15 protein-coding genes and 2 riboswitches are annotated in these 19720 nt (G+C 68.1%); of the genes, 6 read left to right on the top strand and 9 right to left on the bottom strand.

The genetic code is table 11. From position 1 onward, the window contains the following. The first annotated feature begins 103 nt into the window (after positions 1-103). Positions 104-1051: a DUF3014 domain-containing protein gene (locus tag AC1DSC_RS21480; protein ID WP_012748401.1), complete on the top strand. Its 948-nt coding sequence runs from the start codon at positions 104-106 to the stop codon at positions 1049-1051. Between the two features lie 95 nt (positions 1052-1146). Beyond that, positions 1147-1395, top strand: coding sequence for a hypothetical protein (locus AC1DSC_RS21475; protein WP_012748400.1), 249 nt, complete (start codon positions 1147-1149; stop codon positions 1393-1395). A gap of 10 nt (positions 1396-1405) precedes the next feature. Here the strand turns inward: AC1DSC_RS21475 and gcvP are convergent, their stop codons facing one another. From gcvP to denD, 8 genes are all read right to left on the bottom strand, one after another. Next, the gene (gcvP, locus tag AC1DSC_RS21470) at positions 1406-4312 is read right to left on the bottom strand and encodes an aminomethyl-transferring glycine dehydrogenase (protein ID WP_012748399.1); all 2907 of its coding nucleotides are present in this window, start codon (positions 4310-4312) and stop codon (positions 1406-1408) included. A 49-nt stretch (positions 4313-4361) separates the two neighbouring features. Beyond that, a complete protein-coding gene (gene gcvH / locus AC1DSC_RS21465; RefSeq protein WP_012748398.1) occupies positions 4362-4733 on the bottom strand; it encodes a glycine cleavage system protein GcvH in 372 nt (123 codons plus the stop codon). Between the two features lie 46 nt (positions 4734-4779). Next, positions 4780-5958, bottom strand: coding sequence for a glycine cleavage system aminomethyltransferase GcvT (gcvT, locus tag AC1DSC_RS21460; RefSeq protein WP_012748397.1), 1179 nt, complete (start codon positions 5956-5958; stop codon positions 4780-4782). 45 nt (positions 5959-6003) lie between these two features. Continuing rightward, positions 6004-6119, bottom strand: a riboswitch (glycine riboswitch). Positions 6120-6131: 12 nt separating this feature from the next. Continuing rightward, positions 6132-6222: riboswitch (glycine riboswitch) on the bottom strand. 31 nt (positions 6223-6253) lie between these two features. After that, complete coding sequence (locus AC1DSC_RS21455; protein WP_369663088.1) at positions 6254-6802, bottom strand: hypothetical protein; 549 nt, start codon at positions 6800-6802, stop codon at positions 6254-6256. A 152-nt stretch (positions 6803-6954) separates the two neighbouring features. Beyond that, positions 6955-8232, bottom strand: a complete 1278-nt coding sequence (locus tag AC1DSC_RS21450; protein ID WP_012748395.1) for a TRAP transporter large permease — start codon at positions 8230-8232, stop codon at positions 6955-6957. Further along, on the bottom strand, positions 8229-8723 hold the full coding sequence (locus tag AC1DSC_RS21445; RefSeq protein WP_012748394.1) for a TRAP transporter small permease: 495 nt from the start codon (positions 8721-8723) through the stop codon (positions 8229-8231). Before AC1DSC_RS21445 ends, AC1DSC_RS21450 begins: the two co-directional genes overlap by 4 nt. After that, a complete protein-coding gene (locus tag AC1DSC_RS21440) occupies positions 8720-9691 on the bottom strand; it encodes a TRAP transporter substrate-binding protein (protein ID WP_012748393.1) in 972 nt (323 codons plus the stop codon). The genes AC1DSC_RS21445 and AC1DSC_RS21440 overlap by 4 nt, the downstream gene beginning before the upstream one ends. 63 nt (positions 9692-9754) lie before the next feature. Continuing rightward, positions 9755-10771, bottom strand: a complete 1017-nt coding sequence (gene denD, locus AC1DSC_RS21435; RefSeq protein ID WP_041945701.1) for a D-erythronate dehydrogenase — start codon at positions 10769-10771, stop codon at positions 9755-9757. A 68-nt stretch (positions 10772-10839) separates the two neighbouring features. On the opposite strand from denD, the gene AC1DSC_RS21430 reads away from it, so the two are divergent. From AC1DSC_RS21430 to AC1DSC_RS21415, 4 genes are all read left to right on the top strand, one after another. Beyond that, on the top strand, positions 10840-11745 hold the full coding sequence (locus AC1DSC_RS21430) for a LysR family transcriptional regulator (RefSeq protein ID WP_012748391.1): 906 nt from the start codon (positions 10840-10842) through the stop codon (positions 11743-11745). A 91-nt stretch (positions 11746-11836) separates the two neighbouring features. Next, on the top strand, positions 11837-12652 hold the full coding sequence (locus AC1DSC_RS21425; RefSeq protein ID WP_012748390.1) for a putative hydro-lyase: 816 nt from the start codon (positions 11837-11839) through the stop codon (positions 12650-12652). 43 nt (positions 12653-12695) lie between these two features. Then, positions 12696-13988: an MFS transporter gene (locus AC1DSC_RS21420; protein WP_012748389.1), complete on the top strand. Its 1293-nt coding sequence runs from the start codon at positions 12696-12698 to the stop codon at positions 13986-13988. Between the two features lie 34 nt (positions 13989-14022). Further along, positions 14023-17676, top strand: a complete 3654-nt coding sequence (locus tag AC1DSC_RS21415; protein ID WP_012748388.1) for a hydantoinase B/oxoprolinase family protein — start codon at positions 14023-14025, stop codon at positions 17674-17676. Between the two features lie 314 nt (positions 17677-17990). On the opposite strand, the gene AC1DSC_RS21410 is transcribed toward AC1DSC_RS21415, so the two are convergent. Next, entirely contained in the window at positions 17991-19694 is a 1704-nt protein-coding gene (locus AC1DSC_RS21410; protein ID WP_012748387.1) for an electron transfer flavoprotein-ubiquinone oxidoreductase, read from the bottom strand. Positions 19695-19720: the final 26 nt, after the last annotated feature.

Raw genomic sequence — 19720 nt, 5'->3', positions numbered from 1 at the left:
GCGTCACAGGGCGTTACGGGATGACGCCGCGGCGGGGTGCCGATCTGGTGCACCATAGCCGCTCGTCTCCCATTGCAATCCTCCAAAAAAGGAAACCGCAGACATGTCCGACCGAGACATCCCCGAAATTCCCGACGTGCGCGATCCGCACGATGCGCCCGCGTACAGGCCGCGGCGCGAGACCTCGACCGGAACCATCGTCGTCATCGTGCTGCTGGCGATCGCCGCCGGATTCCTGGGCTGGCGCTGGTACCAGCAGCAGCAGCAACCGCCGCTGCCGGTCGAACCGCCGGTGGCCGCCGCCCCCAACGACGGGCTTGCGCCCGCACCGCCGCCGCCCTCGCTGCCCGAATCCCCGGAGCCCCAGAACCCGATCGACGCGATCGCGCTGCCCGCTTCGGGGCTGCCCAAGCTCGCCGATTCCGATACGCGCGTGATGAAGGCGCTGGTCGACCTGATGGGCAGCAAGAACGTGGCGGACTTCCTGCAGTTCGAAGGCATCGTGCGCCGCTTCGTGGCCACGGTCGACAACCTCGCGCGCGAGCAGTCGCCCGCGAGCACCTGGCCGGTGCAGCCGACGAAGCAGCGCTTCACCACCCAGGGCAAGGGCGAGGCGCAGACCATCGCACCCGGCAATGCCGCTCGCTACACCCCCATCGTGCAGCTTGCCGAGTCGATCAATCCGGCCAAGGCGGCCAAGACCTACGCCCAGCTCTATCCGCTGTTTCAGAAAGCCTATGAGGACCTCGGCTATCCGGGGCGCTACTTCAATGACCGGCTCATCGCCGTGATCGACCATCTGCTGCAGGCGCCCGAGCCCGCCGGCCCAGTGCCGGTTCGCCTCGTCGAGGTGAAGGGCAACGTGTCTTCGCAGCGGCCATGGGTGCGCTACGAATACGCCGATCCGCAGCTCGAGTCGCTCTCGTCAGGCCAGAAGATCATGGTGCGCATGGGGCTGGAGAACGAGCGCAGGATGAAGGCCAGCCTGCGAGGCTTCCGCGAGCAGATCGCCACCGGCGAGATGCTGAAGAAGAAGCAGCAGCAGCGCTGACCCGGTGGCGCGCCGCCGTGTAGGCGCGGGCCGATTGCATGCGGCGCGGATGCCGGGGATGATTCGCGGGATCCCCAGATTTCGAGGACACCCGTATGAACCTGATGAGCGTCGACCTCTACCAGAGTGCCACCGATCCCGAGAAATTCCTGGCGCTTCCCGCGGGCACCGACCCCGCCGAACTCATGGGACCGATGACCTTCGACCGCGATTTCGCGCATGTCAGGTGCTACAAGGAAGGCTTCGAATTCGATCCGTCCCAAAGCTACGCGGGCGTCAACGCCGCGAAGATCGCGGCGGACATCCTCACCGTGAAATGGGCGATGTACCGCCGCGAAGCCTGAGCGGCCTTTTTCAGGCCTCCTCGGTTTCCTTGTAGTCGCCCACCGGCACGCAGCTGCAGAACAGGTTGCGGTCGCCATACACGTTGTCGACGCGGCCGATCGGCGGCCAGTACTTGGCCAGCTTGAGTTCCGCCAGCGGAAACGCCCCGAGTTCGCGCGAATAGGGGTGCGGCCATTCCGCCGCCATCAGGCTGGCCGCGGTGTGCGGCGCATGCTTGAGCGGGTTGTCGTCCTTCGGCCAGACGCCTTCCTCGACGCGGCGGATCTCGCCGCGGATCGCGATCATCGCGTCGATGAAGCGGTCGAGTTCGGCCAGCGGCTCGCTCTCGGTGGGTTCCACCATCAGCGTGCCGGGCACCGGGAAGCTCAGCGTGGGCGCATGGAAGCCGTAGTCGATCAGCCGCTTGGCCACGTCCTCGGCGGTGACGCCGCTGCTGTCCTTGAGCGGGCGCAGGTCGAGGATGCACTCGTGCGCGACGTGGCCGTTGGGGCTCGCGTACAGCGTGGGGTAATGATCCTTCAGGCGCGCGCTGATGTAGTTGGCGCTCAGGATCGCGATTTCGGTCGCTGCCTGCAGGCCCTTGGCGCCCATCATGCGGCAGTACATCCAGCTGATCGGCAGCACCGCCGCATTGCCCAGCGGCGCGGCCGAGACGGCGCCGACGCCGTTCGATGCCACGCCGGCCGTCGCATGCCCCGGCAGGTAGGGCACGAGGTCTTCGACCACGCACACCGGGCCCACGCCCGGGCCGCCGCCGCCGTGCGGAATGCAGAAAGTCTTGTGCAGGTTCAGGTGGCTGACGTCGCCGCCGAACTCGCCCGGCGCGGCCACGCCGACCAGCGCATTCATGTTGGCGCCGTCCACGTACACGCGGCCGCCGTGCTCATGCACCAGTTCGCAGAGCTCCTTCACGCGGGTTTCGAACACGCCGTGCGTGCTCGGGTAGGTGATCATCACGGCCGCGAGCTTGTCGCTGTGCTTCTCGCAGGCGCGCCTGAGGTCGTCCATGTCGACGTTGCCCTGCGCGTCGCAGGCCGTCACCACCACCTGCAGGCCCACCATCTGTGCGCTCGCGGGGTTGGTGCCGTGCGCCGACGAAGGAATGAGGCAGATGTTGCGGTGCCCCTGGCCGTTGGCCTCATGGAAGGAGCGGATGGCCAGCAGGCCGGCGTATTCGCCCTGCGAGCCCGCGTTGGGCTGCAGGCTGATGCCCGCGTAGCCGGTGGCTTCGCAGAGCCAGGCGCGCAGCTGCGCGTCGAGCTGGGCGTAGCCCACCAGCTGCTCGGCCGGCGCAAAGGGATGGATGTTCGCGAACTCGGGCCAGGTGATCGGGATCATCTCGCTGGTCGCGTTGAGCTTCATGGTGCAGCTGCCGAGCGGGATCATGCTGCGGTCGAGCGCCAGGTCCTTGTCCGACAGGCTGCGGATGTAGCGCAGCATCGCGGTTTCGCTCTTGTGGGTGTTGAACACCGGGTGCGTGAGAAAGGCGCTGGTGCGCCGCAGGTCCTCGGGCAGGCGCGGCACAGCGTTGGCCAGGTCGTCGAAGCGCGGCATCGGCGTGCCGGCGGGCACGAACAGCGCCCAGAGCGTTTCGATGTCGGCGCGCGTGGTGGTCTCGTCGAGCGAGATGCCCAGGTGCTGCTGCAGCCGCTGGCGCAGGTTGACGCCCGCGGCCTGGGCGCGTTCGATGATCTTGGGCGTGTCGTCGCCGGTGCGGATGGTCAGCGAATCGAAGGCGGTGCCGTTGACCGGCTCGCGGCCCATCTGCGCGAGGCCCTGCGCGAGGATGGCCGTGAGCGCAGCCACGCGCTGTGCAATGCGCGTGAGGCCGTCGGGGCCGTGGTACACGGCGTACATGCTGGCCACCACGGCCGGCAACACCTGCGCGGTGCAGATGTTGGAGGTGGCCTTCTCGCGGCGGATGTGCTGCTCGCGCGTCTGCAGCGCAAGGCGGTAGGCGGGCTGGCCGTGGGTGTCGACGCTCACGCCCACCAGGCGGCCCGGCAGCGAGCGCTTGAACTCGTCGCGGCAGGCCAGGTAGGCCGCGTGCGGGCCGCCGTTGCACATCGGCATGCCGAAGCGCTGCGTGGTGCCGCAGACGATGTCGGCGTCCCATTCGCCGGGCGGCGCGAGCAAGGTGAGCGCGAGCAGGTCGGCGGCCACGCAGAAGGCGGCGTCGCACTGGTGCGCATGGCCCGCGAGCGGACGCAGGTCGTGCACGTGGCCGGTGGTGGCGGGGTACTGCGCGAGCACGCCGAAGAATTCGCCGCTCACCATCAGGTGCGGCAGCGTCTCGGACACGGTGCTCACCTTCACCTCGATGCCCAGCGGCGCGGCGCGCGTCTTGATGACCTCGATGGTCTGCGGATGGCAGTCGCCCGACACCAGGAACACGTTGCTCTTGCTCTTGACGCTGCGCTTGGCGAGCGTCATCGCCTCGGCTGCCGCCGTGGCTTCGTCGAGCATCGAGGCATTGGCGATGGCCATGCCCGTGAGGTCGCACACCATGGTCTGGAAGTTGAGCAGCGCTTCCATGCGGCCCTGCGAAATCTCGGCCTGGTAGGGCGTGTAGGCCGTGTACCAGGCGGGGTTCTCGAGCACGTTGCGCAGGATGACGCCCGGCGTGTGCGTGCCGTAGTAGCCCTGGCCGATGAAGCTCCTGAAGACCTTGTTCTTTGCCGCGATCGCCTTGAGCTCGGCCAGTGCATCGGCCTCGGTGGCGGGCGCCGGCAGCCGCATCGGCTTGGCGCGGCGGATGGCTGCGGGCACGATGCCGTCGATGAGCTCGGCGCGCGTTTCCGAACCGATCACCGGCAGCATGCGCGCCTCGTCCGCCGCATCGATGCCGATGTGGCGGGCGAGAAACTCTTCGGCGTTCTCCAGTTGTTGCAAAGAGGGAAGGGCGGGAATCGGCATGGCGGTGAAGGCTCGGGATGAGGAAAAGGCGGCTTGCGAACTCGGCGGATCAGGACTCGGCAGCGAACTTGTCGTAGCTGGCCGCGTCGAGCAGCGCGTCGAGCTGCGCGGGCTCGCTGAGCTTGACCTTGAAGAACCAGCCGGCGGCCAGCGGGTCGGTGTTGGCGAGCGAGGGATCGGCGCGCAGGGCTTCGTTCACTTCGGTGATCTCGCCCGACACGGGCATGAACACATCGGCTGCGGCCTTGACCGATTCGACGACACCGGCCACCTCGCCCTGGGCAAAGGTCTTGCCGACTTCGGGCAGGTCGACAAAGACCACGTCGCCGAGCGCGTCCTGCGCATGCACGGTGATGCCGACGGTGGCTGCGCTGCCTTCGGCCGAGACCCATTCGTGGTCCTTGGTGTACTTGATGCTCATGGTGGAAAACTCCTCGTGGAAAAAAAGATGATCGGGGGCGCAGCGCCTAGCCGCGGTAGTAGCGCGTCGGCACGAAAGGCAGCGTCGAGACTTCCATCGGCACCGGCTTGCCGCGCACGATGGCCTGCACGCGCGTGCCGGGCTCGGAATACGCGGTGGCCACGTAGCCCATGGCGATCGGGCGGTCGGCCGTCGGGCCGAGCAGGCCGCTCGTGACAAAGCCGATGTCCTTGCCTTCGAAGGACTGCAGCACCGTGCCGTCGCGCACCGGAACGCGTTCCAGCGCCACGAGGCCGACGCGCTTGCGCTTCAGCGTGTCGTGGTCGGTGTGGCCCGCGGCGCCGGCCGTGGCGGCGGCGAGCTGGGCCAGCACCCGGGCCGCGCCCGGAAAGCCGCCTTCGCGCGCGCCGCCGGTGCGGCGGACCTTCTGGATCGCCCAGTTGAGCGAGGCCTCGACCGGCGTGGTGGTGGTGTCGATGTCGTTGCCGTAGAGGCACAGCCCCGCTTCCAGCCGCAGCGAATTGCGCGCGCCCAGGCCAATGGGCTCGACCTCGGGCTGGGCCAGCAGCAGGCGGGCCAGCGCCTCGGCATTCTGGCCGGCCACCGAGATCTCGAAGCCGTCTTCGCCGGTGTAGCCGCTGCGCGTGGCAAAGGCCGGAATGCCGCCGATCTGCACCGCGCCGCCGGTCATGAACACGAAGCGCTCGATGCCCGGCGACAGCCGCGCCAGCACCGCGGCCGCCTGCGGGCCCTGCAGCGCGAGCAGCGCGTGGTCGGGCATGGGCTGCACATCGCAGCGTGCGCCGATCTTCTGCTGGATGTGGGCGATGTCCGCCACCTTGCAGGCGCCGTTGACGATCACGAAGATCGAGCCGTGGCCTTCGTTGAAGAACATCAGGTCGTCGAGGATGCCGCCCTCGTCGTTCAGCAGCAGCCCGTAGCGCTGCTTGCCGGGCGCAAGGTCGATCACGTCGACCGGCATCAGGGTTTCAAAGGCGGCCGCGGCGTCCGGTCCGACCAGGCGCAGCTGGCCCATGTGCGAGATGTCGAACAGGCCGGCGGCGTTGCGCGTGTGCCTGTGCTCGGCCATGAGGCCGGCGGGGTATTGCACCGGCATCGAATAGCCTGCAAAGGGCACCATGCGGGCACCGAGCTCCACGTGCAGGCCGTACAGCGGGGTCTTCAGGAGTTGTTCGGCGGAAGAGGAATCGGAGGAAGCGGCCACGGGGCACTCCAAAGGGGCAGACGAATTCCATGGCGCGAGCCATGGGCCACCCCTGCTGTCCGCTTTACCTGAGAGATTCGCCCCACGATCGGGGTTTGCTCCTTCGGTGGGCCGGCGCATCGCGTCGATGCAAGCAACAGCCTCTCTCCAGCAAGGAAGCGCCGGCATGCGCCAACGCTGTGTCAGTCCTTTTGCCTGAGCGTTCGGGAAACCCCTGCGCCTTCGGCGGCCCCGGCTGGCGGGGCTCTCTCCTGACCATGGGAGTGTAGTGGATCGCGGGCGGCCGGTCTGCGGCTCAGTGCACGGTCTCGGCCGGCGGCAGCAGCCGGTCGATGCGCTCGCGCAGCGATTCGGCCCGCTCGGCGCCGGCGGTTTTCTCGACCTCGGTGAGCATCAGCGCGGCGATGGTCAGCATCGCGCCGCGGTCGCGCGCCTCGCGCAGGGCATCGCGCATCTGCAGCGCGAACTTGGGGTCGCGCCGCACGAACATGCGCTCGCAGATGTCGAACAGGAACATGCGCGTGGTGGCCAGGGAGCGCTTGCCGTCGAAGTTGTCGGCGGCGGTGGCGAGTTGGATCGGGTCGGCCGCGGGTACCGGGGCGGGCGGCTGGGCCGCGGCCTGCGCCGCCGCGGCAGCCACCGGCTGCGCGTCCTGCAGATAGCCCTGGCGCATCAGCGCCTGGATCGCCTGCTCGGCTTCGGTGCGGCTGGCGAACAGCGGGCTGAAATCGGTCAGCGAACGCCGGCCGTCTGCCATCAGCAGCAAGGCGCGCTCGCGCTGGCTCAGCGTGCGCTGGCGGCCCTGGAGTTCGTCGCGTGCCTTGTCGGTCTTGGTGGGAAACATGGCGCCACAGCTTTTGGGGATCGAGGGCTGAAGCATCGTTGCAAGCGGTGACATCTTCATGAAACGTTTGCCTTACAGCGCCCCGGCAGCGCAAAAAAAAAGCAGCCTGCGAACAGGCTGCCGTTTCTTCCTTGTTTTTCGCGCCGTCTCAGCTACTTGGCATACACCAGGTCGCGCAGCGCCAGCGATATCCACGGCACGTAGGTGATCACCAGCAGGCAGGCCAGGATCACGAGCACGAAGGGCACCAGGTACTTCACGATCCGGTCCAGCGAGATGCGCGCCACCGTGCAGGCCGCGAACAGGTTCACGCCGAAGGGCGGGGTGATCATGCCCAGGGCGAGGTTCACCACCATGATGAGCCCGAAGTGCACCGGGTCGATGCCGAAGTGCACCGCCACCGGCGCAAGGATGGGCGCGAGCACGATGATGGCCGCGCTGGTCTCGATGAACATGCCGATGATGAACAGCGCCGCGTTCACGCCCAGAAGGAACATCGCGGGCGACTTCAGCACTTCCTGCAGCCAGTGGCCGATGGCGTCGGGCACCCCCGCGCGCGTGATCAGGAACGCGAACAGGCCCGCGTTGGCGATGATGAACATGATCACCGCCGACGACAGCACCGACTTGCGCAGGATCACGTACAGGTCCTTGGGCTTGATCTCGCGGTAGATCACCACGCCCACCACCAGCGCATAGAACACCGCCACGGCCGAGGCTTCGGTCGGCGTGAAGATGCCGCCGTAGATGCCGCCCAGGATGATGACGGGCATCAGCAGCGCCCAGCCGGCCTGCCACAGCGCCTTGCCAAACGGCATGCGGCCGTCGCCGTCGTTTTTGCCCCAGCCCTTCCACTTGCAGAAGGCCCAGACGAACAGCATGAGCGCCAGGCTGATGAGAATGCCGGGGCCGAAGCCCGCGATGAACAGCTCGCCGATCGACACCTCGGCGCTCACGCCGTACAGGATCATCGGGATCGAGGGCGGGATGATCACGCCGAGCTCGGCGCTGGTGGCCTGCAGCGCGGCCGCGTAGGCGGTGGGGTAGCCGTGCTTGATGAGCGCCGGAATCAGGATCGCGCCAATGGCGAAGGTGGTGGCCACCGACGAGCCCGACACCGCCGCAAAGATCATGCAGGTGAGCACGCAGGTCATCGGCAGGCCGCCCTGCACGCCGCCCACGATGCTCTTGGCAAACTCGACCAGCCGCCGCGAGATGCCGCCCGTTTCCATCAGGTTGCCGGCCAGGATGAAGAACGGAATGGCCGCCAGCGGAAACTTGTTGATCGAATTGAACATCTCCTTGACGGAGATCAGCATGTTGGCATTGGCCACCTGGATGCCCAGGATCGAGGCGAGCCCGATGGACACTGCAACAGAAACCGACAGTGCAAAACACAGCACCATCGTTGCAACCATCACGGGCGTCATTGCGCAGTCTCCAGCTCAAGCCGCTTGGGATCGAGAAAATTCCCAACGATGCCGAACAGGCAGAAGACGGAACCGACCGGCAGCGCCAGGTACGACCACATCATCGACAGGCTTTCGAGGCCGGCCATCGACTGCACGCGGCCGCGCATCGCGTAGTCCCAGCCCCACCAGAGAATGACCAGCATCAGGATGAGCGCGGCAATGCTCACCACGGCGTCGAGCACGCGCTTGACGCGCGGCGGGCTCCAGCGGTAGAGCACGTCCACGCTCACCATGGCACCCTGGCGAAACGCCATCGGAATGCCCAGGAACACCATCCAGATCAGGCTCACGCGGATCAGGATCTCGCTCCACTCCGCGGGCTGCTCGAGCACGAAGCGCGTCACGATCTGGAACACGCCCAGGGCCGATGCAATGACCAGCATCAGGCAGGCGGCAAGCATCGAGGCGCCGGTGGTCCAGCGCTCGATGCCAAGGAATTTTTCTTTCACTTGTAGTCGCGGATCTTGTCGAGGTTGGCCTTGCCGAAGTCCTTCTCGAACTGCGCATTCACCGGTGCGAGCGCGGCCACGAACTTGGCCTTGTCGACGTTCTCGATCACGGTCATGCCCTTGGCGCGCAGGTCGGCCACGCCCTTGGCGTCGTCCTCGTCCACGCGGGCGCGGTTGGCCTTGGTGCCTTCCTTGGCGGCGTCCAGGAAGGCCTGCTTGTCGGCCGCGCTGAGCTTGTCGAACGAGGCCTTGTTCATCAGGAAGATGCAGGGCGAATAGACGTGGCCCGTGAGCGAAAGGTGCTTTTGCACCTGGTCGAACTTGGCGGAGATGATCACCGGCAGCGGGTTCTCCTGGCCGTCGACCGTGCCCTGCTGGAGCGCGGTGAACACTTCGGGGAAGGCCATGGGCGTGGTGATGATGCCGAAGCCCTTGTAGGCGGCGATGTGCACCGGGTTCTCCATGGTGCGCATCTTCAGGCCCTTGAGGTCCTCGGGCGCCTTCACGTCGCGCTTGCTGTTGGTCATGTGGCGGAAGCCGTTCTCGGCCCAGGCCAGCGCCTTGAAGCCCTTGGCGTCGAACTTGGTGAGCAGGTCCTGGCCGATCGGGCCGTCGAGCACGGCGCGCGCATGGGCCTTGTCGCGGAACAGGAAGGGCACGTCGAGGATCTTGGTTTCGGGCACGAAGTTGGGCACCGGGCCGGTCGAGGAGAAAGCCAGCTCCTGCGTGCCCAGCTGCACCGCCTCGATCGATTCGCGCTCGCCGCCGAGCGAGCCGTTGTAGAAGGTCTGGACCTTGTAGCGGCCGCCCGTGCGCTTTTCGACTTCCTTGGCGAAGGTGTCGATGGCCACGCCCTGGTGCGAGTTCTGCGCGGTCGAGATGCTGATCTTCATGGTCGTCTGCGCAAAGGCCGCGCAGGCCATGCCCATGCCCAGAACCAGGCCGGCGGCCAGTCGGGTCAATTTCATTCTTCTGTCTCCTGAGATGGAAAGGGGGTGTCGCAAAGCGTCGGCTCTGCGCGCAACCGATGACTATGCCGCAATAACCAGTTTGACCGCGTCGGGATTTTCACGGACGTAGTCGCGGATCACCGCCTCGAAGCTGGCGTCGGCCGTGAGCCCGAGCTTGCCGGCGCGAACGGTCTCGATGCGCCCGGGCCAGGTCTTCACGATGCGCTGGATGGCCGGATCGGGCGTGCGGTCGAGCAGGGCGGTGGCGGCCTTGCCGGCCACGCGCTCGAGGGCTGCGGCCATGTCGCCCACCGTGGTGGAAAGCGAGGGCAGGTTGAGCGCGGTGCGCGGTCCCCATTCGCCGTCGCTGGCCTCGGCGGCGCGAAGGATGCCTTCGACCGTGCGCGCCGGCGACGCAATCGCCACCGGCGTCTCGTCGGGCACCGGGCAGGCCGCGCGGATGCCCGCGAGCGGCTCGCGGATCATGCCGCTGAAAAAGCCCGACGCCGCGCCGTTGGGCCGGCCGGGGCGCACGCTCACCGTCATGAGCCGCACGCTGCGCCCGCGGATGAAGCCCTTGCGCGTGTAGTCGGCCACCAGCTGTTCGCCGATGAATTTCTGGATGCCGTAGCTGGTCTGCGGCGTCGGCAGCGTGTGGTCCTCGATCACCGGCGGCAGCGGCTGCTCGGGTGAATCGCCGAACACCGCGAGCGAGCTGGCAAACACCAAGAGCGGCCGGGTGCCCACCGCGCGCGCCTTTTCGAGCAGCGCGTGCGTGGCGGCGAAGTTGCTGCGCATGCCCAGGTCGAAATCGGCCTCGCATTCGCCGCTGACCGCGGCGGCCAGGTGAAAGATGGCGTCGGCCCCGGTCCAGAGCGAGGCGTCGGGCGAAGCCAGCTGCTCGTTCAGGTCGCCGAGTGCGGTGCCGATGCGCGGGTCGGCCGCGAGGTCGGCCGGCGGCGCGGCGCGGTCGACCAGCGTGATGCGGGAAATGGCGCGTGCCGGCGCACCGGCCAGCGAAAGCTCGCCCTGCCTGAGCAGGGTGCGGGCAAGGCGTGCGCCCAGGAAGCCGGCGCCGCCCGTGATGACGATCTGCATGGTGGTCTTGTCTCCTTCGCCAACGAGCATAGCGCAGCGGAATGCGCGGCTCAGGCGACACTCGCGCCATGAACTTGCGATTCGTCGAAGCCTTCCACTGGGCCGTGGCACTCAAGAGCGTCACCCGTGCGGCCGAGAAGCTGCACCTCACGCAGTCGGCGCTGTCCAGCCGCATTGCCGCGCTCGAGCGCGAGTTGGGCGTGCTGCTGCTCGACCGGCGCGACAAGCAGTTCCGCCTCACGGTGGCAGGGCAGCGCTTCCATGCCTTCGCGCAGAAGCTGCTCGAGATGCAGATGCACATCAAGGCCGAGATGGGCTCGGGCGCGGTGCGCGAGGCGGTGCTGCGCGTGGGCGCCATCGAGTCGGTGGTGCACAGCTGGCTCACGGGCTGGCTCAAGCACATGCAGGCCACGCATCCGGACTTCGAACTGGAGCTCACCGTCGAAACCACGCCGGTGCTGGTCGACCAACTGCAGCGCGGCAAGCAGGACCTGGTGTTTGGCGCGCTGCCGGCCACCGGCGACGGCGTGCGCACGCGGGCCGTGCCGCCGATGCCGATGTGCTTCGTCGGCCACCGCGAGCTGCACCTGAAGCGGCGCTACCGCCTGCCGGACCTGCTCTCGCTCGACCTCCTGACCTTCCAGCGCGGCTCGCAGCCGCACGTGGCGCTGCTCGAGCTGTTCCGCGAGGCCGGCAGCCCGCCGCCGCGGGTGCATGCGATCTCGTCGATCTCGGCGATGGCGCAGCTGGTGGAGGCGGGCTTCGGCGTGGCCGGGCTGCCGCGCGCGGTGGTCGAGCCGCTGGCGCGGCGCCTGCCGCTGCGCGTGCTGCCTTGCGACGTGACGCTGGAGCCGCTGCCCATCTATGCGAGCTACCGCGACGACCCCTCGTCGCCGCTGCCCGAGGCCGCGCTCGGCTCCGCCGTGGTGCACGCTTCGCACCGCATGGGTTCATCGAAAAAATCGATGGGTTGAGAAAGAAAATTTGCGTTGGCGTTCGTGAGCGCGGATTCCCACAATCCGGCGCATCACACCACAGCGATGCCTCGGGCATCGGAAACGCCAAATGTCGAACCGTCCATCCTTCGCAGAACAGCCCGGCGCCGGCAGCAGCGCGCTGGCCGTGCGCCAGGCCTGCCGCAGCGGTGCGCTGAACGCCCACACCAGCGGGCTCGCAAGCGCCCATGTGCAGGGCAACCTCGTGATCCTGCCGCGGGCGCACGCGGCCGACTTCCTGCGCTTCTGCCAGGCCAACCCCAAGCCCTGCCCCTTGCTCGGCGTCTCGGAAGCCGGCGACCCGGCGCTGCCGGCGCTCGGCGAGGACATCGACATCCGCACCGACCTGCCGCGCTACCGCGTGTGGCGTGACGGCGTGCTGGCGGACGAACCCACCGACGTGCGCGCGCTCTGGAGCGACGACCTGGTGAGCTTCGTCATCGGCTGCTCCTTCACCTTCGAGCATGCGCTGATGGCCGAGGGCATTGCGCTGCGCCACGTGGCGCAGGGCCGCAACGTGGCGATGTACCGCACCTCCATGGCCACCGTGCCGGCCGGCGCCTTCCATGGGCCGATGGTGGTGTCGATGCGCCCGCTGCGCGCGGCCGACGCCATCCGCGCGGTGCAGATCACTTCGCGCTTTCCGGCCGTGCACGGCGCGCCGGTGCACATCGGCGATCCGGCGCTGATCGGCATCCGCTCGATCGCCGATCCCGACTACGGCGACGCCGTCGAGGTCATGCCCGACGAGCTGCCCGTGTTCTGGGCCTGCGGCGTCACGCCCCAGGCCGCGCTGGCCGCCGCCCGGCTGCCGTTCGCCATCACGCACGCGCCGGGCTCGATGCTCGTGACCGACCTGCTGCACCGCCAGCTGGCCGCGTTCTAGACGCGGCGCTTTCGACCCATTCAAAACCCAAGGAGACAAGCACATGAAGACCACCCTCGACGCCACCCAGGCGGGCGACGCCACGCCAGCCGGAGGCAGCTGGCTGCGCACGCTCAACCCGAACGAGAAGCGCACGCTCACCGCATCGTTCAGCGGCTACGCGGTCGATGCCTTCGACTACTACACGCTGCCGCTGGTCACGCCCATCCTGCTGTCGCTGTGGGGCATGAGCAAGACCGAGGTGGGGCTGATCGGCACCGCCACGCTGGTGGCCTCGGCCATCGGCGGCTGGGTGGCCGGCATCCTGGCCGACATGTACGGGCGCGTGCGCATCCTGCAGCTCACGATCCTGGTCTTTGCCATCTTCACCTTTGCCTGCGGCCTTTCGCGCACGCCGGAAGAACTGCTGATCGCACGCACGCTGCAGGGCCTGGGCTTCGGCGGCGAATGGGCGGTGGGCTCGGTGCTCATTGCCGAGATGATCCGGCCGGCCTACCGGGGCAAGGCGGTGGGCCTGGTGCAGAGCAGCTGGGCCATCGGATGGGGCGCGGCGGTGCTGGTGTCGATGGCGCTTTTCTCCTTCCTGCCGCCGGAGTATTCGTGGCGCGCGATGTTCCTGCTGGGGCTGCTGCCGGCGATCCTGATCGTGTTCATCCGCCGCTCGATCCGCGACCCGGAGATCTACGTGCAGAGCCGCGCTGCCGTGGCGCGCGGCGAGCGCAGCGGCAATTTCCTCGCGATCTTCAAGCCCGGCATGCTGGGCACCACGGTGCTCGCGAGCCTGCTGTTCACCGGCATGCAGGGCGGCTACTACGCGATCGGCGTCTGGCTGCCCACCTTCCTGAAGAATGAACGCCATCTCACGGTGCTGGGCTCGGGCGGCTACCAGTTCATGTTCATCATCGGCGCTTTCATCGGCTACCTGTGCGGCGCCTACCTGTCGGACCGGCTCGGACGGCGCCGCGCCTTCATCCTGTTTGCGGTGGGGGCCGGATCGCTGGTCTATGCCTACACGCTGTTGCCCATCACCGACGGGCTGATGCTGCTGCTGGGCTTTCCGCTCGGCTTCTTCATGTCGGGCATCTTCAGCGGCGCGGGCGCCTTCCTGGCCGAGCTCTTTCCCAATGAGCTGCGCGGCTCCGGGCAGGGCTTTTGCTACAACTTCGGGCGCGGCATCGGCGCCACCTTTCCGGCGCTGGTCGGCGTGCTGAGCGACCGCATGCACCTTTCGCTGGGCACGGCCATCGGCGTGTGCGCCGCGGTGGCCTACGCCATGGTGGTGATCGTGGCGCTCTGCCTGCCCGAGACGCGCGGGCGCGACCTGCGGCAGAACTGATCCGGACCTCTTTCTCCTTTTTCGCGAAGACTTCATGACCACGCATTCCCTTCTCCCGTCCCGCTGGCAGTTCTGGATCGACCGCGGCGGCACCTTCACCGACCTGGTCGGCCGCGATCCCGAGGGCGGCCTGCACACGCTCAAGCTGCTGTCGGAGAACCCCGAGCAGTACAAGGACGCCGCCGTCGAAGGCATCCGCCGCCTGCTGAAGCTCGCGCCCGGCGAGGCCGTGACCCCCGAGCGCGTCGAGTGCGTGAAGATGGGCACCACGGTGGCCACCAACGCGCTGCTGGAACGCAAGGGCGAGCCGACGGTGCTGGTCGCCACGGCCGGCTTTCGCGATGCACTGCGCATTGCCACGCAGGCGCGGCCACGGCTCTTCGACCGCCGCATCGTGCTGCCCGAGCTGCTCTACCAGCGCGTGATCGAGGCCGGCGAGCGCATGGATGCGCAGGGCGGCGTCGTGCAGCCGCTGGACGAGCCCGCGCTGCGCGCCGCGCTGCAGGAAGCCTTCGATGCCGGCCTGCGCGCCTGCGCCATCGTCTTCATGCACGGCTGGCGCTACGCCGCGCACGAACTCGCGGCCGAGCGCATCGCGCGCGCCATCGGTTTCACGCAGGTGTCGGTGTCGCACAAGACCAGCCCGCTCATGAAGCTGGTGCCGCGCGGCGACACCACGGTGGTCGACGCCTACCTGAGCCCGATTCTGCGGCGCTACGTGGAGCAGGTGTCGCGCCAGATGCCGGGCGTGCCGCTGTTCTTCATGCAGAGTTCGGGCGGGCTCACGCAGGCCGACCGCTTCCAGGGCAAGGACGCGATTCTCTCGGGCCCGGCCGGCGGCATCGTCGGCATGGTGCGCACCGCGCTCGACGCCGGCCATCCGCGCGTGATCGGCTTCGACATGGGCGGCACTTCCACCGACGTGTCGCACTACGCCGGCGAGTTCGAGCGCTCCTTCGAAACCCAGGTGGCCGGCGTGCGCATGCGCGCGCCGATGATGAGCATCCACACCGTGGCTGCGGGCGGCGGCTCGGTCATTGCCTTCGACGGCGCGCGGCTGCGCGTGGGGCCGGAGTCGGCCGGCGCCAACCCGGGGCCGGCCAGCTACCGGCGCGGCGGTCCGCTCACCACCACCGATGCGAACGTGCTGCTCGGCAAGATCCAGCCCTCGCATTTTCCGCATGTCTTCGGGCCGAACGCCGATGAAGCGCTCGACCTCGCGGCCGCGCGGCGCGGCTTCGAAGCCATGGCGCGCCGCATGGCGGAAGCCACGGGCCGCACCGTGGGTGCCGAAGAAGTGGCGAGCGGTGCGCTGCGCATCGCCGTGGCCAGCATGGCCAATGCCATCAAGCGCATTTCGGTGGCGCGTGGCTACGACGTCACGCAATACACGCTGCAGTGCTTCGGCGGCGCAGGCGGCCAGCACGCCTGCCTGGTGGCCGATGCACTGGGCATGCGCAGCGTCTACCTGCATCCGCTCGCGGGCGTGCTCTCGGCCTTCGGCATGGGGCTGGCCGACCAGCTCGCGATGCGCGAGCTGGCGCTGGAACGCCGGCTCGATGCGCAGGGGCTGGCCGCGGCGCGCGATGCGGCAGCCACTCTTGCGGCGCAGGCCAAAGGAGAACTGTGCGAGCAGGGCGTGGCCGATGCGGCCATTGCCACGGTGCACCGCGTGCAGCTGCGCTACGAAGGCACCGACACCGCGCTGGCCTGCGCGCTGCCGATGGCGGGTTCGGCCGACGACGCGATCGCGGCGATGCGGAGCGAGTTCGAGGCCAGCTATCGCCGCCGCTTCGCCTTCCTGATGGCCGAGCGGGCGCTCGTGATCGAGGCCGTGACGGTCGAAGCGGTGGGCACTGGCGAGCGCGCAGCGCCCGCAGCCGCACAGGCCGATGCGGCCAGTCATGCACCCGAACCGCTCGCGGCCGTGCGCATGTACTGCGAGGCTGACGAAAAAGCCGCAGGCTGGCGCGATGCCGCGCTGTTCGACGAAGCGGCGCTCAAGCCCGGCGCTTCCATCGACGGCCCCGCCATCCTCGCGGGCCGCAACGCCACCACGGTGATCGAGCCCGGCTGGCAGGCGCGCGCCACCACGGCCGGCATCCAGCTGCACCGCGTGCGCCCGCGCGTCGCCACGCAGGCCCTGGGCACCAGCGCCGATCCGGTGATGCTCGAGGTGTTCAACAACCTCTTCATGAACATCGCCGAGCAGATGGGCCTGCGGCTGCAGAACACCGCCTATTCGGTCAACATCAAGGAGCGGCTCGACTTCTCCTGCGCGCTGTTCGACGTCGAGGGCAACCTGATCGCCAACGCGCCGCACATGCCGGTGCACCTGGGCTCGATGAGCGAGTCGATCAAGACCGTGATCGACGGCAACCCCGGCATGAAGCCCGGCGACGTCTTCGTGCTGAACGACCCCTACCACGGCGGCACGCACCTGCCCGACATCACGGTGGTCACGCCGGTGTACCTGGAGTCGGGCGACGCACGGCCGTCGTTCTACGTGGCTTCGCGCGGCCACCATGCCGACGTGGGCGGCATCACGCCGGGCTCGATGCCGCCGTTCTCGGCCACCATCGGCGACGAGGGCGTGCTGATCGACAACTTCAAGCTGGTGGAGGGCGGGCGCCTCTGCGAAGCCGAACTGCGCGCGCTGCTCGGAAGCGGCGCCCACCCGTCGCGCAACATCGAGCAGAACCTGGCCGACCTGCGCGCGCAGATCGCCGCCAACGAAAAGGGCGTGCAGGAGCTCCAGGCCATGGTCGCCCAGTTCGGCCGCGAGACGGTGGCGGCCTACATGGGCCACGTGCAGGACAACGCCGAGGAGTCGGTGCGCCGCGTCATCACGGCGCTGAAGAACGGCGAGTTCACGCTGCCGCTGGACAACGGCGCGCAGATCCGCGTGCGGGTCACGGTGGATGCCGTCGCGCGCTCGGCCACGGTCGACTTCACGGGCACCAGCGCGCAGCTGGCCAACAACTTCAATGCGCCGCGGGCCATCACCATGGCGGCCGTGCTGTATGTGTTCCGCACGCTGGTGGACGACGACATTCCGCTCAACGCGGGCTGCCTCAAGCCCATCGAGGTGATCGTGCCGGGCGGCTGCATGCTCAACCCGCTGCCGCCGGCCGCGGTGGTGGCGGGCAACGTCGAAACCTCGAGCTGCGTGACCAATGCGCTCTACGGCGCGCTGGGCGTGATGGCCGCGAGCCAGTGCACGATGAACAACTTCACCTTCGGCGACGGCGAGCACCAGTACTACGAAACCATCTCGGGCGGCTCGGGCGCGGGCCCGGGCTTCGACGGCACGAGCGTGGTGCAGACCCACATGACCAACTCGCGCCTCACGGACCCCGAGGTGCTGGAGTTCCGCTACCCGGTGCGCCTTGAGAGCTACCGCCTGCGCACCGGTTCAGGGGGAGCCGGGCGCTGGCGCGGCGGCGACGGCGGCGTGCGGCGCGTGCGCTTCCTGGCGCCGATGACGGCGTCGATCCTCAGCAATGGCCGGCTCTACGGCGCATTCGGCGGTGCGGGTGGGGAGGCTGGCGCGGTGGGTGTCAACCGTGTCGAGCGGGTCGACGGGACGGTCGAGACGTTGGACCACATCGGACAGGTGCAGATGGCGCCGGGGGACGTGTTCGTGATCGAAACGCCGGGTGGGGGAGGATGGGGCGAAGGGCGCTGAACTTGGCGCTCTTTCCAGGGTGCGCTCCCGCCGACGGGATACCTTGCTCCGCGAATGTCCCCCGGCCTGCGGCCTCCTCCTTAATTTCGCTGCGCAAGGCACCCCATCGACGGGAGCGTGATCAGAGCAGTCGTTGATCAGCGGTACACCAGCAGCGTGCCCAAGTGCACAGGGCATCGAGTGCTCCCCGCAGCGAAATCAAGGAGGAGGGGGCGCAGCCCCCGGGGGACATTCGCGGAGGGGAGTACCCGGTGGCCTGTGCACGCGCCCTGAACAACAGCGCCCCGAACAACAGCGCCAAAAACGAGAGAGAACTACATCCCCACGTAATTCGGCCCGCCGCCCCCTTCAGGCGTGACCCACACGATGTTCTGCGTCGGATCCTTGATGTCGCAGGTCTTGCAGTGCACGCAGTTCTGCGCGTTGATCTGCAGGCGCTCCTTGCCGGCGTTGGCCTCGTCGGGCACGAACTCGTACACGCCGGCCGGGCAGTAGCGGCTTTCGGGGCCCGCGAACTTCGACAGGTTGATGTTCACCGGCACCGACGCATCCTTGAGCGTCAGGTGTGCAGGCTGCTGCTCCTCGTGGTTGGTGTTGCTGATGAACACGCTCGAGAGGCGGTCGAAGGTCAGCTTTCCGTCCGGCTTCGGATAGGCGATGGGCTTGCACTCCGCCGCCGGCTTGAGGTACAGGTGGTCCGGCTTGTTGCGGCGCAGGGTCCATGGAATGTGGCCCTTGAGCAGCCACTGCTCGATGCCGTTCATGAAGGTGGCAATGCCCAGCCCCTTCTTGAACCAGGCCTTGAAGTTGCGTGACTTGTTCAGTTCCGCGTGGAGCCAGCTCTTCTCGAACGCCGCCGGGTAGGCCGTGAGCTCGTCGTGCTGGCGGCCGGCCTGCACCGCGACGAAGGCCGCTTCGGCGGCCAGCATGCCGGTCTTGATGGCGGCATGGCTGCCCTTGATGCGGCTCACGTTCAGGTAGCCGGCCTCGCAGCCGACCAGCGCGCCGCCCGGGAACACCGTCTTGGGCAGCGACATCAGGCCGCCGGCCGTGATGGCGCGCGCGCCGTAGCCGATGCGCTTGGCCGGCTTGATGCCCTGGGCCTCGTCGCCTTCGAGGTACCAGCGGATGTTGGGGTGCAGCTTCCAGCGCTGCATTTCCTCGAACGGGCTCAGGTACGGGTTGCTGTAGTCCAGGCCCGTGATGAAGCCCATCGTGACCTTGTTGTCCTCCATGTGATAGAGGAAGGCGCCGCCGTAGGTGTCGCTCTTCATCGGCCAGCCGGCCGTGTGCAGCACGAAGCCGGGCTGGTGGCGCTTGGGGTCGATTTCCCATACTTCCTTCACGCCCAGGCCGTAGGTCTGCGGATCCTTGCCCTCGTCGAGCTTGAATCTGGCGATCAGCTGGCGGCCCAGGTGGCCGCGCGCGCCCTCGGCAAATACCGTGTACTTGCCCAAGAGCTCCATGCCGAGCTGGAAGTTCTCGGTGGGTTCGCCGTCCTTGCCCACGCCCATGTTGCCGGTGGCCACGCCGCGCACCGAGCCGTTCTCGTTGTAGAGCACTTCGGCCGCCGGGAAGCCCGGAAAGATCTCCACGCCCAGGTTCTCGGCCTGCTGCGCCAGCCACTTGGTGAAGGCGCCCAGGCTGATGATGTAGTTGCCGTGGTTCTGGAAGCAGGCCGGAAGGAACAGGTTGGGCGTGCGCAGGCCCGATTTTTCGCCGAGGAACACCATGGCGTCGTCGGTCACGGGCTGGTTCAGCGGGGCGCCCAGCTCCTTCCAGTCGGGCAGCAGCTCGTTGAGCGCGCGCGGGTCCATGATGGCGCCCGAGAGAATGTGCGCGCCGGGCTCGGAGCCCTTCTCGAGCACCACCACCGAGATTTCCTTGTCGTGCTGGGCCGCCAGCTGCTTGAGCCGGATGGCGGTCGAGAGGCCGGCCGGGCCGCCGCCGACGACCACCACGTCATATTCCATGGATTCGCGGGGGCCGAACTGGGCGAGGATTTCGTCGTGGGTCATGTGGGGTCTCGTCGATAATGATTTGA

Source organism: Variovorax sp. 01N425, from assembly GCF_056399465.1.
The sequence above is the reverse complement of the archived record's forward strand: the minus strand, read 5'-3'. Positions and strand labels throughout refer to the sequence as shown.